12 protein-coding genes are annotated in these 15,875 nt (G+C 39.8%); 5 read left to right on the top strand and 7 right to left on the bottom strand.

From position 1 onward, the window contains the following. Positions 1 to 13 precede the first annotated feature (13 nt). Positions 14 to 1,219 (top strand): gliding motility protein GldN, encoded by a 1,206-nt coding sequence (gldN, locus tag FM107_RS18505; RefSeq protein WP_086949963.1) that lies wholly within the window; start codon positions 14 to 16, stop codon positions 1,217 to 1,219. Positions 1,220 to 1,626: 407 nt separating this feature from the next. On the opposite strand, the gene gldM is transcribed toward gldN, so the two are convergent. From gldM to FM107_RS18520, 3 genes are all read right to left on the bottom strand, one after another. Beyond that, the gene (gldM, locus tag FM107_RS18510; RefSeq protein WP_086949964.1) at positions 1,627 to 3,159 is read right to left on the bottom strand and encodes a gliding motility protein GldM; all 1,533 of its coding nucleotides are present in this window, start codon (positions 3,157 to 3,159) and stop codon (positions 1,627 to 1,629) included. A gap of 30 nt (positions 3,160 to 3,189) precedes the next feature. Then, positions 3,190 to 4,002 (bottom strand): gliding motility protein GldL, encoded by an 813-nt coding sequence (gene gldL, locus FM107_RS18515; RefSeq protein WP_086949965.1) that lies wholly within the window; start codon positions 4,000 to 4,002, stop codon positions 3,190 to 3,192. A 261-nt stretch (positions 4,003 to 4,263) separates the two neighbouring features. After that, a complete protein-coding gene (locus tag FM107_RS18520) occupies positions 4,264 to 4,845 on the bottom strand; it encodes a DNA-3-methyladenine glycosylase I (protein ID WP_086949966.1) in 582 nt (193 codons plus the stop codon). 63 nt (positions 4,846 to 4,908) lie between these two features. On the opposite strand from FM107_RS18520, the gene FM107_RS20320 reads away from it, so the two are divergent. The 3 genes from FM107_RS20320 to FM107_RS18535 all read left to right on the top strand — a co-directional run bounded on the left by FM107_RS20320 (position 4,909) and on the right by FM107_RS18535 (position 7,834). Beyond that, on the top strand, positions 4,909 to 5,829 hold the full coding sequence (locus FM107_RS20320) for a DUF4271 domain-containing protein (RefSeq protein ID WP_086949967.1): 921 nt from the start codon (positions 4,909 to 4,911) through the stop codon (positions 5,827 to 5,829). Positions 5,830 to 5,842: 13 nt separating this feature from the next. Continuing rightward, complete coding sequence (locus FM107_RS18530) at positions 5,843 to 6,610, top strand: uroporphyrinogen-III synthase (RefSeq protein ID WP_086949968.1); 768 nt, start codon at positions 5,843 to 5,845, stop codon at positions 6,608 to 6,610. 351 nt (positions 6,611 to 6,961) lie between these two features. Next, positions 6,962 to 7,834, top strand: a complete 873-nt coding sequence (locus FM107_RS18535) for a cupin-like domain-containing protein (protein ID WP_086949969.1) — start codon at positions 6,962 to 6,964, stop codon at positions 7,832 to 7,834. Between the two features lie 33 nt (positions 7,835 to 7,867). Here the strand turns inward: FM107_RS18535 and trpC are convergent, their stop codons facing one another. The 4 genes from trpC to trmD form a co-directional block, all read right to left on the bottom strand. Continuing rightward, positions 7,868 to 8,653, bottom strand: a complete 786-nt coding sequence (trpC, locus tag FM107_RS18540; RefSeq protein ID WP_086949970.1) for an indole-3-glycerol phosphate synthase TrpC — start codon at positions 8,651 to 8,653, stop codon at positions 7,868 to 7,870. Positions 8,654 to 8,679: 26 nt separating this feature from the next. Further along, on the bottom strand, positions 8,680 to 9,258 hold the full coding sequence (locus FM107_RS18545) for an aminodeoxychorismate/anthranilate synthase component II (protein WP_086949971.1): 579 nt from the start codon (positions 9,256 to 9,258) through the stop codon (positions 8,680 to 8,682). A 131-nt stretch (positions 9,259 to 9,389) separates the two neighbouring features. Next, positions 9,390 to 10,793, bottom strand: coding sequence for an anthranilate synthase component I family protein (locus FM107_RS18550; RefSeq protein WP_086949972.1), 1,404 nt, complete (start codon positions 10,791 to 10,793; stop codon positions 9,390 to 9,392). A 278-nt stretch (positions 10,794 to 11,071) separates the two neighbouring features. Further along, on the bottom strand, positions 11,072 to 11,749 hold the full coding sequence (gene trmD / locus FM107_RS18555) for a tRNA (guanosine(37)-N1)-methyltransferase TrmD (RefSeq protein ID WP_086949973.1): 678 nt from the start codon (positions 11,747 to 11,749) through the stop codon (positions 11,072 to 11,074). A 946-nt stretch (positions 11,750 to 12,695) separates the two neighbouring features. On the opposite strand from trmD, the gene FM107_RS18560 reads away from it, so the two are divergent. Next, positions 12,696 to 15,875: a SusC/RagA family TonB-linked outer membrane protein gene (locus tag FM107_RS18560; protein WP_086949974.1), complete on the top strand. Its 3,180-nt coding sequence runs from the start codon at positions 12,696 to 12,698 to the stop codon at positions 15,873 to 15,875.

Below are 15,875 nucleotides of genomic sequence, written 5' to 3' on the forward strand. Positions count from 1 at the left end.
AAAGATATTAAAAATGAAAAATTGGATGATGGTAATGGGAATGACGTTTGGAACTCTTCCAATCATGGCCCAAAGTATTGATACAATACCAGCTGCCACAGCGATAGAACAAGACGTATATCAAACGAATTCGGATACCTCAGGAATTTCTCAGCAGATAACTCAGATTAACGCCGACAGCGTGCCTGGGGAAATGTTAATAGACACAATTCCTACTACGGATGGTTTTTACCAGGTTAATAACCTAGAGGATGCTGTTCCATTTGCCTATCCTGAGGTTAATTTGAAAAACATCCGCTTTTACAAGCGCGTTTGGCGGGATATTGACTTAAAGGACCAACGGAATTATATTTATGCAGTGCCTGGTAACTCCTTGATGGAGGTGATTATGAAAGCGATCGGAGAAGGTAAATTAACACCTTATAGTCCAGAAGATGATTCATTCAAAAGTAAACTTTCGGCAAGTGAAGGTATGGCTAGATTTGCAGACTCTGTTTTGATACCTATATTCGATGACGAAGGTAATCAGATTGATTCGCGGATGGCATTGAATGAATTCAATCCTGAAAAGGTTACTAAATTTAGAATCAAGGAAGATATCTTCTTCGATAAACAGCGCGGGCGCTTGGAAACTCGCATCATTGGAGTAGCACCATTAATGGATATCACTACGTCGGCGGAACTGGCACAATCGGTGGGATCTACTCCGGCGTTTTGGCTTTATTTCCCGCAGTTACGCTATGCATTAGTAAAAGTGGATATATCTGATCCTGACCGTGGTCTGTATGACATGACAATGGATGATTTATTTGTTCAACGTAAATTTGCAAGCAAGATTGTTCGGGAATCCTCACCAGGCATGTTGCAACAAGCACAATACGCAGGAGGGGATAGCCTTCAAACAGATAATTCTGCTTCACTTGCAGACAAACTAGATACCTATAAAAAGAAGCTTTGGAAAACGCCTAAAGGTGTCAATGCTGAAAACTTAGAAGGTTATGAACGTGATCAGAAGATTGAGCAAGAGGAGCAGCAGCGTCGAGAGCAGCTTGAACAACAGCATCAAGAAAGCCAGGCCCGTCAACAGCAGCAGTCTGAGGAGCAATTTGAAGAACTTCTCCAACAAACAGAACCGGTAGAAGAAGGTACCGAAGGTATTATTGAGGAAGAAGGAACAAGCGGAGAAGAACCGAGCGGATATTCCCAGGAGCAGTTGTAAAGCTTTTCGGTTCATTTCGATCGAAGAGAACGTTTCGGTCATAAAAATGCCCCCACATGTTTAGCGACATTTTGGGGGCATTTTTGTGCGGTAACGGCGGATGGTGCCACCTTATTAGCGTACGGTGAATCGGTATATAGCACATTAGATATCTTTTTTGCCGTTTACGATTGGATACTTTTTTAGATACAGCATTTGGTATTAGAATAACCGGTAAGTCGTTAGCTGCGGTCCGCATAATAGGCTGAAAATAGGCTCCTGCGTGTTTGAGGTAATAGGTCGAAATATAATGGAGAGATCGTTCTCGTACTTTCAGGATAGAAGGCCGCATGTGGCGTTGCAGCATATTGCGAAAAAAAGGGGGCTACGTCAAGTAGCCCCCTTAGCTTATCGAAAAGTCGTATTGTTTAGTTCGCTGACAACGCAACGGCATTTAACTGTCTCGAAGTTCCGTCTGGACCAACAGCGATGATGTTATCGAAAATTACGCGTGTTCCAGGGGTGATTTTACTAAGTGCGGTTCTCATTGATGCACTCAAATTGTTTCCCGAAGTGGATAGTACAATCGCGTCAGCTCGCGGTTTCGCAATTATCATCGAAAATTTGGTAACCCGAAAGGTGGCGTCGAAGTCGAAGTTGTCTAATTTTGCGAAAAGTGCCTTCTGCGCTTTAAGTGCTACCGTTGCCATCGAGCCGCCGGTTTTTCCCGCAAACTGTGCCACAGGATCCGGAATTCGCTTCACCCGAAATTCGGTGGTACTTAACGTTTGGGTCTTACCCGGGGCAACCTCCGCTGAAACGGATATTTTTGCGGTACCTGGCGAAGTTACTTTTACATTGTATTTACCATTCGACCCGCTGATACTACCGCCAGACATGCTGACTTTAATACCACTTGTAGGTGTTCCGGGGGCCGAAACCGATACAGGGTTATTCACCCCGATATAAAGTACATTCATTTTATCGGGTGAAACAACTGCCGATGGTCGTGCAACTTGATAAGTCTGTTGTGGCGTGCGGTATTCTTTGATTGTACCGTCTGTTTGTTTTACGTTAACGATGCCGGTCCATGTGAACTGGCCCTCTTTGTTTGTAGGGACGCTATAAACCCCTTTACCATCAACGACGTTTAGATTTGCTCCATTTACGCTGATTGCAGTTTCTGATTTCGAGTCATAAGCTGTCAAAAATACTTCAGCTGTATAGGGCTGACCCTGTACTAAGTATGAAGTAGGAGCAACGGCTACTGCAGCAAACTTATCTAAGTTTACCACTGCTTGATCCATTTTACCTAAAATTAGTTTCACCATATCAGATTCCGCATTTTGCGCATCAGTCTGGATCTTGGTAAGGATTGTCATTGCCGCTGTTAAGGGGGTGCCGCCACCGAAATTAATTTCTTCCCAACGGCGTTTGCCGTTTACCGGCTTGCTGGGATCGTTTGCCTCTAGAGAAAATGTTACTGATTTTTGTTCTTCGGGAGTCAAGAGTGCAAGAAGCTTCGCGCGTGTCTCACTAATTTTATTCTTCAGCTCTTCTCCTTTTTTTCCATTCATCATCACATTTTGAACGATGTCCTCATTCTCCCGGCGGACTAGGTCGCCCGTTTTTTCATCATAACCTCCACCTTGTTTTACAAACTCGTCTTTGATTGATCCGATATATTGATCGAGATCCTGAACTATTTTTTGGGCATTTTTTGCCTTGTCATAGATCGGTTTTGCGCGATCCGGTTCGTCTTTTAGTTTCGTGCTTTCAAAAGCAGCGAATAATTGTTGAACGGAATTGTTTACGTTGGATTTTGATGTTTCTAAACTGTTGTTGATATTTTTGAAGGCATCCAATATTGAATCGGGTACATTTAATGCGAGCATAGCAAGCAAAACGAGGTACAATATACCGATCATTCGCTGCCTTGGTGTCTCTCTTCCTAATGCCATAGTTTTTCTTTAAATTTTGTATTGGATGAATTACACTCTTGGCTGGTTCATTGCATTCAGCATATTGCCATATACGGCATTTAATGCATTAAGATTTTTCGCCAATTTATTAACTTCGTCTTTAAATGCTTTGGAATCATCTAAGGATTCATTGAAGTTTTTCATGGTGAAGCTTAGGTTTTCATAGAAATGGTTCATCGACTGAAGGTGCGTGGCCGACTCACGTAACTCGCGCTCGTACATATTGTTCAGTTGACCCAGGTTGCTTGTCAGCTGCTGTACCTGTTGGTGGTACCCAGCAGTGTCGGTATTTGTATTGGACATTTCGACGAGGTTTGCCGACGCTTTTTCGAAAGCTATACCTAAGTTATCAAATTTTGATGATGCAGCACGCAGTTTCTGCGTGAAATCATCTGTTGCCAACGAAATATCACTTATTTTGTTTATCGCTGAAACCTTATCACCGAAATCTTGAAGGCCGCGTCCCAACTTTTCGATAGCCAAGGTATCAATATTTGCATCATTAAACATCTTGTCCAATGCTGCCGTTGCCGACGGTCCACTAGGTACATTTGCCATCTGTACAGAGCGATTAGGTAATTCTCCTCCGTAATTGTCATCTAATTCAGGATAAACTTTTGCCCAGTTCGGTTCTTGTGGTGGTGGGGTAAAGCCCATTAAGAAGAATAACACCGCTTCTACAACCAGACCAAGACCGATCATGTAGTTTGCTGTAGAGCCTCCAATATGTAGGATCTTAAAAAGTACACCAATAATTACGATACTTGCTCCCCATGAAATGGCGACATGAAGCCATCTTGAATTGTCTTTCTTTTTACTCATAATCTCAATTTTGATAGACCCTAGAATAGGGCTTTTAAAAAAGTTTTTTAGTTGAATTACACCGTTTTTAATTAACGCGTACTCTCAATACAAAAATCGCTCCGAATTATTTGAGGGTATTTGATAAATGGAATAATATGATTTTCGTAGCGCAAATAGAATATCATTTTGAGGGAGTTTATCAGCTTTAGCAAAGTAAACATATATTCTGTTTCGCGCTAATTATAACGATATACTAACTATACCCGAAGAACCGGGAAATTATGTTGTTTGATTGTTCTTGAAGCTGCAGAAGTCAAAATGATCGTTAACCATACCAACCGCCTGCATGTAGGCATAACATATTGTGGTGCCAAAAAATTTAAGGCCTCGCTTTTTCAGATCTTTTGAGATTGCGTCCGATTCATCGCTGCGGGTTTTTGCATCCGTTGCTTTTTTTAACTTATTCGTAATTGGAATTGTATGGGGTAAAAATGAATACAAATAGTTGTAAAACGAACCAAATTCCTTTTGGATGTCGATAAATATCTTCGCATTGCTTATCGCGGCAGTTATTTTACCGCGATGTCTAATAATATTGGAATCATTGACAAGACTATTTATTTTTTCCTCGTCGTAAAGCGCAACTTTTTTATAGTCAAAATTTGCGAAAGCAGCCCGGTAGCCCTCTCTTCGCTTTAGTATGGTAATCCAACTTAAGCCTGCTTGCGCAGACTCTAAGACTAAAAATTCAAAAAGCTTGTACTCGTCGGTAACTTGTTGTCCCCATTCCTTGTCATGGTATTCCATATACAATTCGTCGTTTCCACACCACGGACAGCGTACAATTTTAGTGTCTGACATGTTTTCTTTTTTTGCTTGACAATATTATTATAACTTTACGCCAAAGTAATCATTATTATTTGGATGTATTTGTGGATACGAATCTTATTAATCGGCCTATTGTGCAGTATACTTTCTCATGCACAAAGTCAGGAATCTTTACCTCCAAATCGCGTATCGAATGATAGTGTGCAGGTGAGGCCTGTCGATTCATTTAATTATGTGTTTCCCAGTCCGGATCGTGATAACAAACTCTTAAGGCACTTTCTCGATAAAATACAACAAAACAGTATAGACCCAATAAAAGTTATTAATAGCCTTCAGGAATCTAACGGTGAGGTGCAATTATTTCAGGGTAAATTTAAGCACACACGCCCGGCATGGGTACTTGTTTTCGTGTTTTTTCTTTTCGTTGCCATCGGGGTAGTACGTTTGCTTTTTCCCGCAGATTTTGCAATGATTGTAATGGCTTTTTATAATGAGCGGACCTTGCAACACGTAAGTAAGGAGGATAACATGTTAACTTCCTGGCCCTATATATTTTTGTATTTGATATTTAGTTTAGCCCTCGGTTTATTTATACTTTTAATAGAATCTTCTTTTTCACACCTAGAAGTACTTAATGGGGAAAACTACTTACGGACTACGCTTTTAGTAGCAGTATTGTTTGTTTTCAAGATTTTGTTGATTCGTTTTATATCGCTGGTTTTTCAGCTCGAACGTTTGGTCAGAGAATACGTTGCGGTTTTATATCTAGTGTATTTTAATAGTATGCTGGTTCTAATGCCGCTGTTGTTGGTTGTAACTTTTGTACCGGCTAGTTACTTTAAATTTGTGTTAATTTTGTTTAGTGTTATTGCGTCTATCTTGTTTATATATAGGTTTTTAAGAACAGCATTTCGTTTGTTTGGTAATCTGCGGTTTTCAGTTTTTTATTTAATTCTGTATCTTTGCACACTTGAAGTAGCGCCGATCTTGATATTGGTTAAAACATTGAGCACTTAAAAAAACGACGAATATGCAAGTAGATGTAGCAAGAGCCAAGAAGGTAAAAAGCATTTTAGTTACCTTACCAAAACCAGAAAATGATAAGTCACCTTACTTTACTTTGGCCGAGAAGTACAATCTTAAACTAGATTTCAGAGGATTCATTCACGTCGAGGGCGTTGCTGCGAAAGACGTACGAAAGGATAAAATTAATTTCGCGGAATATACAGCAATCATTTTTACAAGTAAGAATGCTGTTGATCATTTTTTTAGAGTATGCGAGGAAATGCGTCATGAGGTGTCCGCAGATATGAAATATTTCTGCATATCGGAAACTATCGCTCTTTATCTGCAAAAATATATACAGTATAGAAAGCGTAAAATATTTTTCGGTAAACAATCCGCTAGAGATCTAGAAGAAGTGCTTAAAAAACATACAAACGAAAAATTTCTATTTCCTTGCTCTGATGTTGCGAATGAGGAAACCCAGAGATGGCTTCAAGATAATGGATATGACTTCACGCCGGCGGTATTGTTTAGGACGGTGATTAGTGATATTACAGATTTAGAGGATGTTTTTTATGATGTCATCGTATTTTTCAGCCCCTCTAGCGTACAATCATTATATGAAAATTTTCCTGATTATACACAAAAACACACCCGTATTGCTGCATTTGGTGCAACAACACAGCAAGAGTTATTGCGGCATGATCTCGTGCTCGATATTCCAGCCCCAACGCCTGAAGCGCCAAGTATGACCATGGCGGTCGAACAATATATAAAACAGGTGAATAAATAATCAACAATAACGGGGAATTTAAATAGTTTTCCCGTTTTTGCTTTCCTTAACCCCGCATATGAGCGGGATCTAAGTCAAATAGTTCTCACCGACCTCATTCTGGAATTTTAGAAAGCGCCTCGTCTCTTATGTTGCTTAATTACCGAGATCAGTCCAAGCTGCTATTAGAAATATTTTTCCGGTGTGTGTTTTGGCATCAATTTGGAATAGATGTAATAATTCTGATCGCTTATAGTAGAATTTCTGTTATATTGCACAAGCGACCAAAGTAAACTCAAAATAGTTTTTTTGTATCGAGTGAGTTGTATTTTTTTTTTAAGTTTGTATATAGTTGTAAAAGCGTAAAAACTTGTGAAGCTAAAACCAATAGATAGTATAACAGGAGTTTCTCCTAAAGAATTTATTCAAGAATATCTCCGGAATGGCCGGCCGGTAGTAATTAAAGATTTCATTAGTAAGGACAGCCCATGCTGGAAAAAATGGAGTTACGATTATTTTAAGGAAATTGCCGGTAATGAGCAGGTGGATATTTATGGACGAGAAGAGGATTCGCAGAATCATGCTGCAAGTCCTCCGGTCGGACGAATGAGCTTTGCCGAGTATTTGGATAAAATTAAATCTGAACCGACGGAGCTACGTTTGTTTCTTTTTAATTTGTTGAAGATTCGCCCTGAGCTAAAAAATGATGTTATTTATAATGATGTGACTGGTGGCAAAGTATTGCAGTGGCTGCCCTATATGTTTTTTGGCGGTGAGGGGTCTGCAACTCGCAATCACTTTGATATCGATATGTCACACGTATTTATATCGCAGTTTCAAGGAGCAAAGCGGATTTGGTTGTTTCCGAATGATCAGTCAGATTTGATGTATAAATTGCCGTATAATTTTCATAGTATAACTAATTTGAAAACCAGCGACCCAGAGGAGTATCCTGCGTTGAAGTTATTGGAAGGTTTTGAGGCTGTTATCCGTCCGGGAGACACATTGTACATGCCTGCAGGTTGGTGGCACTATATCCAGTATGAGACCGAAGGTTATTCGATTTCTGTTCGCGCATTAGCAAATTCATTTAGTGAAAAAGTTAAAGGAGCGCGAAATTTATTTGTTACGCGTTACTTTGACGATACGATGCGTAAGATTTTTAAAAATGGCTGGCTAGACTATAAAGTTGATGTCGCCAAGAAGCGTGCGAACCGGGCACTTAAAAGACGACTTAGAAAATAAACGAAAAATGGAGCATTGTGCTCCATTTTTCGTTTAGCGCATTTCGCGAATAAACTCTTGGATCGCTCGGACGGGGTTCTCGGTCTTCATAAAATTTTCTCCAATAAGGAACCCTTGAAAGCCGGCAGTACTTAGTGCTTTAATTGTTTTTGGGTCCGAAATCCCACTCTCGGAAACCTTAATAACATGCTCGGGTATTTTGTTTACCAAATCATACGAGTGGTTGAGGTCTACAGAAAAGTCCTTTAAATTACGATTATTGACCCCTACGGCATCAACATTTGCCTCGATATTATCGACAAGTTCTTGTTCATTGTGTACTTCTAGAAGCACGTTCAGGCCTAGTGATTTTGCAAATGAAGCGAAACTTTTGATTTCATGTACGGTAAGGCAAGCCGCAATTAAAAGAATAATATCTGCGCCATATGCTTTTGCTTCCGCTATTTGATAGGTGTCGACAATAAACTCTTTGCGTAGCAAGGGGATGTTTAGTGCCTGGCGAGCCGCAGCGAGGTCTTCTAAGTTTCCTTGAAAAAAATCATGATCTGTAAGTACCGAAACCGCAGAAGCTCCTGCTTCTTGATAGCCTTGAACTACGGTTTTCACATCTGCTTGCCCGTTTATGAGTCCTTTTGATGGGGAGGCACGTTTAAATTCCGCAATAACACCTGTTCTTTGTGGATTTAAAATAGATTCCTTCAGGTTGTAGCATGTCCTTAAATATAGCGGGGAGCTGGCGAGCTGCTCGATACTGACGTTCGCTTTAGCTCGCGCTACCTCGAGGTGTTTCTTTTCTATTATTTTATCTAGTATTGTCATAGTGTTTGTCCTGGTCTATGCTTTAATTATTTGATCTGTAACCAATTTTCAATTAAAATTTTTCCGTTTGGTGTGAGTACGGATTCTGGATGAAATTGCATTCCTCGGACGTTATAACTTTTATGCGTTATGGCCATGATTATTCCTGCTGAATCAACGGCCGTAATGCGTAAGTCCTCGGGTAATGTCTCTTTATTCACGGCCCAAGAGTGGTAGCGCCCAATTTTTGCGTCTATGGGGAAACTTTTAAACAAGGGTTCTTCATCGTCTGTAATTATGATGTCTGTTGCCACTCCATGCAGTGGTTTGGGCATATTGTATAGTGTGCCGCCGAAAACCTCGGCAATGGCTTGCTGACCTAAGCAAATTCCTAATATGCTTTTTGTGGCTGCGTATGTACGTATGATGTCCATCAATAGTCCGGCCTCTTCTGGGATACCCGGCCCAGGGGAGAGGAGTATTTTATCATATTCTTCGACTTCCTCCAGTTTGAACTTGTCATTCCTTAATACCGTGTATTTTTGATTCAGTTCTTGTAGCAGGTGAACTAAGTTGTATGTGAATGAATCGTAATTGTCAATTACTAAAATTTTTTCGTTGCCCATGGCCTTAATTATTCGTGTGTTTATTATTATAATACGGAAACCGCCGTTTTTACCTCACCTGATAGGATCATGACCTCTTGCTTGTGATCAGTGAGACTTACTGCATCTATTAAATTCAAAGAATCCTATCATTAGATAGTTTGCGCAATTTCAAGAGCCCGTCGCAATGCTGCTATTTTATTATTTACTTCTTGTAACTCTTTTTCTGGTTCCGAGTCCAGTACAATTCCGGCTCCGGCCTGGTAATGTAAAATGTTTTGCTTGCTTAGGAAGGATCGTATCATTATTGCGTGGTTAAAATCGCCATTGAAACCCATGAATCCTATTGCTCCGGAGTAAAATGAACGCTGTAGACCTTCGTAACGGTCAATTAGTGTTAAAGCCATATGCTTTGGTGCGCCCGATAGTGTGCCTGCAGGATAGGTGTCACCTACCACATCAAAAGGGTTTGTGTTTTTATTTAAGATTCCTGAAACCTTAGAAACTAGATGGATTATGTGCGAATAATACTGTGCTTGTTTGTACGATTTAATTTCCACGTTCGTACAATGACGACTTAAGTCATTACGTGCTAAATCGACTAACATGACATGTTCTGCAGATTCTTTTGGGTCATTCTTAAGGGCCTCGGCCACTTTCTCATCTTCAGCAAGGTCTCCTGTCCGTTTGAATGTTCCAGCGATGGGGTAAATGGTTGCAACATCTTCTTTTATTGTAAGCTGTGCCTCAGGGGAAGACCCGAATAGTTTGAAATCACCGTAATCGAAATAGAATAAGTAAGGAGAAGGGTTTATGGAACGTAACGCACGGTAGACATTGAATTCATCCCCCGAAAATGCGGTTTTAAAAGCTCTTGACGGTACAATCTGAAAGACATCACCGCGTTGAATATGTTCTTTCATCTTGCTTACGAGGGCTTTAAATGATTCATCGCTCATGCTTGATGATTCTTCTCCGCTTACGGCAAATTTATATTCTGGAAAATCCTTGTTTTGTATCAGGTATTCCATACGATCGAGATCGGATTCTTGGCCATCAAAAAGGTTTTCAAAAATAGACAATTGATTTCGAAAGTGGTCGATCGCTATTACATATCGGTATACATGATATTGCATTAGCGGAATATCCCGTTCGGAGTCGGTTGGGGTTACGAGTTTTATATCTTCAAAATGCTCAATCGACTCAAACGTGAAGTAGCCAAATAATCCGGAGGAGTTGACCGTTACATCAGGTAAAGCCTCTTGCGAAAAGCTGTTTCGGAAGGCTGAAACTTCTTGTCGAAGATTGATTGTCGCTGCATCTTTATAGATCACCCGGGAATCTGGGAGTGCAATGCGCAGTTGTTCCTTTGTTAACGAGATTCCTGCAATTGGCTCGCAACAAATATAACTTATGTTGTTGTCACGATTTTGATATTCGGAGCTTTCGAGTAACAAGCTGTTCGGGAAAGTATCTCTTAAACGAAGATAGATGCTCACAGGTGTTGTTGTGTCGGCAAGAATCTTCCTGTAATTTGTCTGAAGTTTATATTGCATATCTATTAATTTCAATGTTTAAAAACCTTTAATAAGTTTATTTAAAAAACCAGTATAAACGAAAGGCCCGGCGATAAAACGTCGGGCCTGCATTCACAAGGGTTTTGGTTGATTATGAATATTTTATAATACACAAAACTAGTTCCCGACGCTATTTGCTTCGAGCCACCACCAGCTTGTATGTAAGTTTGTTATTGTCATTTGTACACTACAAAATTATAATTATTTTTTGTTTATCAAATTGTTTTTGAGAAAAAAACAAAAAATAAGCAAAAGTGTTAGTCATTTAACAAATCTGGGCGCCTCTCTTGCGTGCGTTTTAGTTGCTGATCATCCCGCCAAGCATTTATCTTGGCTTCGTGTCCGCTTAGAAGTATTGGAGGAACAACGTGGCCCCGCCAAATAGCCGGTCTTGTATATATAGGCGCGTCTAGTAGACCATCTTGAAACGAGTCGGAAAGCGCTGAAGTCTCATCTGAAAGGACCCCCGGAAGTAACCGAGCAATAGCGTCAACCAAAATTGCTGCAGGAAGTTCTCCGCCGGAAAGTACATAATCCCCGATGGAAAGCTCTTTTGTAACAAACACGTCCCGAATTCGTTGATCGATTCCTTTATAATGCCCACAAAGAATAATGATGTTTTGGCTTGAGGAAAGTTCGTTGGCGATCTCTTGGTTTAAAGTTACACCGTCAGGGGTCATGTAGATAACCTCATCATACTGCCGCTCGTTCTGAAGTTTTTCGATGCAGCTGGCAAAAGGCTCGATCTGCATTACCATCCCAGATCCTCCGCCGTAAGGATAGTCGTCAACGGATTTATGCTTATTTGTCGAGTAGTCTCTAAGGTTATGCACGTGAACTTCTACTAACTCCTTTTTTTGAGCTCGCTGCAGAATAGAGTGTCCAAAAGGACTTTCTAATAATTGGGGTAATACCGTGATGATGTCGAAACGCATGAGGCAAAGATAGGAACTTGATCGATAAGTTAACATATTGTTGTTTGTAGCGAGGTCGAATAATTTTTTTACTGAAATGTTTAATTTTCCGATGATCGGCTAGATCGGCCCAAAGTTGAATTGTCGTATATCGACGCTTTCCCCTCAAATAATATTCTGTAAATAACCTTTTTAAAATATTAATTATCTTGATATTTAACTTTTGTTAATACAATGATGGTTTTTTGCTGAAATTTCAATTGGAACCAATATTATCTTGTAAAACTTGCAATAACAACTTTATCCCACTACCTTTGCATTCCTTATTCCAACAAGGAATAAAATACTACTACAAGTTATATTTTCTACTTTATCAAAAGTATGTTTGGTATTATCAGTATAATGATGCAGACGAACACGAATATTGTTATGATTAAAAATCGAAGATTGTGTCGTATCTGTCTTTGTACTTGAAGATAATTGAAATAATTAATCGAATTGAATGAATTTGACAATAGAATTTTATGTTATTGTGAACTGTAATCAACAAATTACAAACGGTAATATTTGCCCTGTAGGTATCAAGAAACAGAAAGGTTATTGGACATTATGAACATATAAGTAAAAAAAATGGATATTTATTTGGAGATAATGTGAAAAAATGTTAAAATTGCCTAAGCAATTATATGTGCGCATAGTAAAAGTACATTTTATAGGCTCAGCGAAAACATTAACTATATTAAATAAATTACCAAGAGCAACATGTTGCTCATTATTAATCTTAAATAGGCGTTTTTTATTAAATGTAACGGTTTAATAATTTTCGAAAAACCGTAGCGAAGTTTTAAATCTGATTTGCTGTAGTTATATTCAAATAAATTTTTCTACAGAATTCAAGGAAAAATCGACTCCAACATGTTGATATTGAAACGCCATTTTGTTAGCTTTTAACTAAACAATAATACAAATGAAACAAAAATTACTCAGTATTCTTTTTCTGCTGACGTGCCTAGTGGGGCATTCGTTTGCACAAAATCGGCAGGTGAGTGGTAAAGTTGTATCGCAAAGTGATGGAACACCGATATCGGGAGTTTCTGTTGCATTGGTTGGTACGTCAAACGGTACTCAAACTGACGTTTCTGGAAATTACTCTATCAATGTAAGCGGTAATGACGGTCAGCTCTCGTTCTCCTACATTGGTTACCAATCTCAGCGTATCGCGATCGGTAGTCAATCCGTAATCAACGTACAGCTCGTAATGGATGACGCAACGCTAGAAGAGGTTGTGGTCACAGCCATGGGGATTACCCGTGAGAAAAGAGCATTAGCAACTGCGACACAAGTGGTAAAAGGAGACGATCTAACTCAAGCTGCAAACAGTAATTTAGCAACTGCTATTCAGGGTAAAGTGTCTGGTGTTGAGGTTACTCCGTCGTCAGGCATGCCGGGTGCATCTGCAAAGATTACAATTCGCGGGGCACGCTCATTTACCGGAGATAATACGCCGCTTTATGTCGTTGACGGTATGCCTATTGCTTCTACTGCAGATGTATCAACAGGGAACTCAGTTTCCGGAGCTGATTATTCTTCGAGGGGGTTGGACATCAATCCTGATGATATTGAAAGTATTAATATCTTAAAAGGACAGGCAGCGTCGGCTCTATATGGAATGCGAGCCTCCAATGGTGCTATAATTATTACAACGAAGAGCGGAAAAAGTGCAGGAATCGGTGCCGCTAAGATCTCTTACAATTCAAATGTTTCCTTTGATAAGGTTTCCGTTTTACCGGATTTTCAAGAGAAATATTCGCAAGGTAGCGGAGGCGTATATAGCCCAACTGCATCTACTAGTTGGGGATCTGTGATAGACGAATTACACAAGGATCCAAATTATGGTGGCGAAACAGATAATAAATATACACAAGAGTATGGCCAACAGGAAGGAAAATATTATGTTAGCCAACGTGCTGCAGCCGGGTTGGATCCATGGGTAGTCCCTCAGGCATATAACAATGCGAAAGATTTTTTTGACGTTGGTAAGACCTTTAACAACTCTCTAAATGTGATGCAGGGTTTTGATAAAGGAAGTTACTCAATGACATTAGGTGCAACTAATGCCGAGGGGATCGTGCCGTCGACAGGACTAGATAGATATAACGCTAAGCTCTCGACACAGTTGAATCTCAACGATAAATGGTCGACAGGATTTAGCGGTAATTACGTTAACTCGAAGGTGTCAAAACAAACTGGAGCGAATAACGGTTTAATTGCAACTATCTACGGTGCACCCGCATCTTATGATCTAAGAGGTATACCTAATCACGTAGAAGGAAATCCATACTCTCAAAACAATTACAGAGGAGGGGGGTTTGACCAGCCGTATTGGGCTACTGAGAATAATAGTTTCACGGAAGCAACGCAGAGATTCTTCGGGAATGGTTTTGGACAGTATTCAACTCAACTAGCAGACAACCAAAAATTGATCTTAAAATACCAATTAGGGGTCGATTCATATACTTCAAATTATACCGATCTTTGGGGATATGGTAAAGCCGGTATAACGAGAGGACAGGTTGAAAACTATCATTTTTCAGTAACTGAACTAAATTCGTTAGTTACGGCCTCTTATAATTGGGAGATAAATGAAGATTTAATTTTCGACGCGTTATTGGGTAACGAGGTCGTTGACAGACACAGTAGACAGGATTATGCCTATGGCGGAAACTTTAACTTTGCAGGGTGGAACCATATGAGTAATGCTACGTCATATTCTGCGTCTCAAACTAATCGTCATACTCGGACATTTGGTCTGTTCGGTAATTTGAACTTGGCATATAAAAATATGTTGTATTTAAATCTTACAGGGCGTAACGATGTAGTTTCAAATATGCCTCGAGATAATCGTTCGTTTTTCTACCCATCTATTTCAGGATCTTTTGTGTTTACTGAACTGGATGCGGTTAAAAATGAAGTGTTGACATTTGGTAAATTACGCGCTTCATATGCGGAGGTTGGCCAGGCCGGCAATTACTATGATTCGTTTTATACGACACCAACTTATGGGGGAGGTTTCTCATCGGGTACTCCAATCATTTATCCGATTGGTTCCGTAGTTGCATTTACGCCAAGTTCAACATTGTATGACCCGGCGTTGAAGCCGCAAAACACTCAATCGTATGAAATTGGTACAGATTTGACATTTTTGAATGGGCTTTTTGATTTGAGTTACACTTTTTCTCGTCAAAATGTTAAAGATCAAATCTTCTCCGTGCCATTAGGAGGTTCCAGTGGATACAGCAGTTTACTCACAAACGGAGGTAAAGTACATACTAACGCTCATGAATTGACATTGAACGTTGCACCTTACCGCGAAGGAGATTTTCATTGGGACTTCGCGTTCAACTTTACGAAAATTGATAATTACGTGGACGAATTGGCCGAGGGAGTACAGAGTATTTTCCTAGGTGGATTCGTTGAACCTCAAATTCGTGCAGGTATCGGCGAGAAATTTCCTGTTATTTATGGTAACTCTTACTTGAGAAACGATGCAGGTCAAATTGTTGTTGATGCAGACGGACTACCTCAAGTAGGGCCTCAGGAAGTTATCGGCAAAGTTTCTCCAGACTTTTTGCTAGGGTTTAATACACGTTTAGAATACAAGAAGATTAGAGTTGCTGCTGTTTTAGATTGGAAAAATGGTGGGCAAATCTACCATGGTACTGGTGGTATCCTCGATTTTTATGGTGTTACTCAAAAATCAGCCGACTACAGAGGTGGAGATAAATTCTTATTTGAAGAGGATGCAGTGAAAGAAACGGCAGAAGGTGTGTATGAGAAAAATGACATTTTGATTGACCCGTCGGATGCTTTCGAGTATTTTAATAGAAAAAATAATATTTCAGAGAGTTCTGTGTTCGGTAATTCATTTGTAAAGTTGCGAGAAGTTTCACTAGGCTATCCTGTCTATACAAATTCGAAATTAAGTATTGATGTAAATGCTTTTGCCCGTAATATAATTCTTTGGTCGGAATTAAAAGGTTATGATCCTGAAGCATCTCAAGGTAATACAAATATGTCAGGCGCCTTCGAACGTTTTTCATTACCGGGAGCGTCTAGCTATGGTTTTGGACTAAACATTAAATTTTAA

Origin of the sequence: Sphingobacterium sp. JB170 (assembly GCF_900163865.1) — a bacterium.
Classification (GTDB): domain Bacteria; phylum Bacteroidota; class Bacteroidia; order Sphingobacteriales; family Sphingobacteriaceae; genus Sphingobacterium.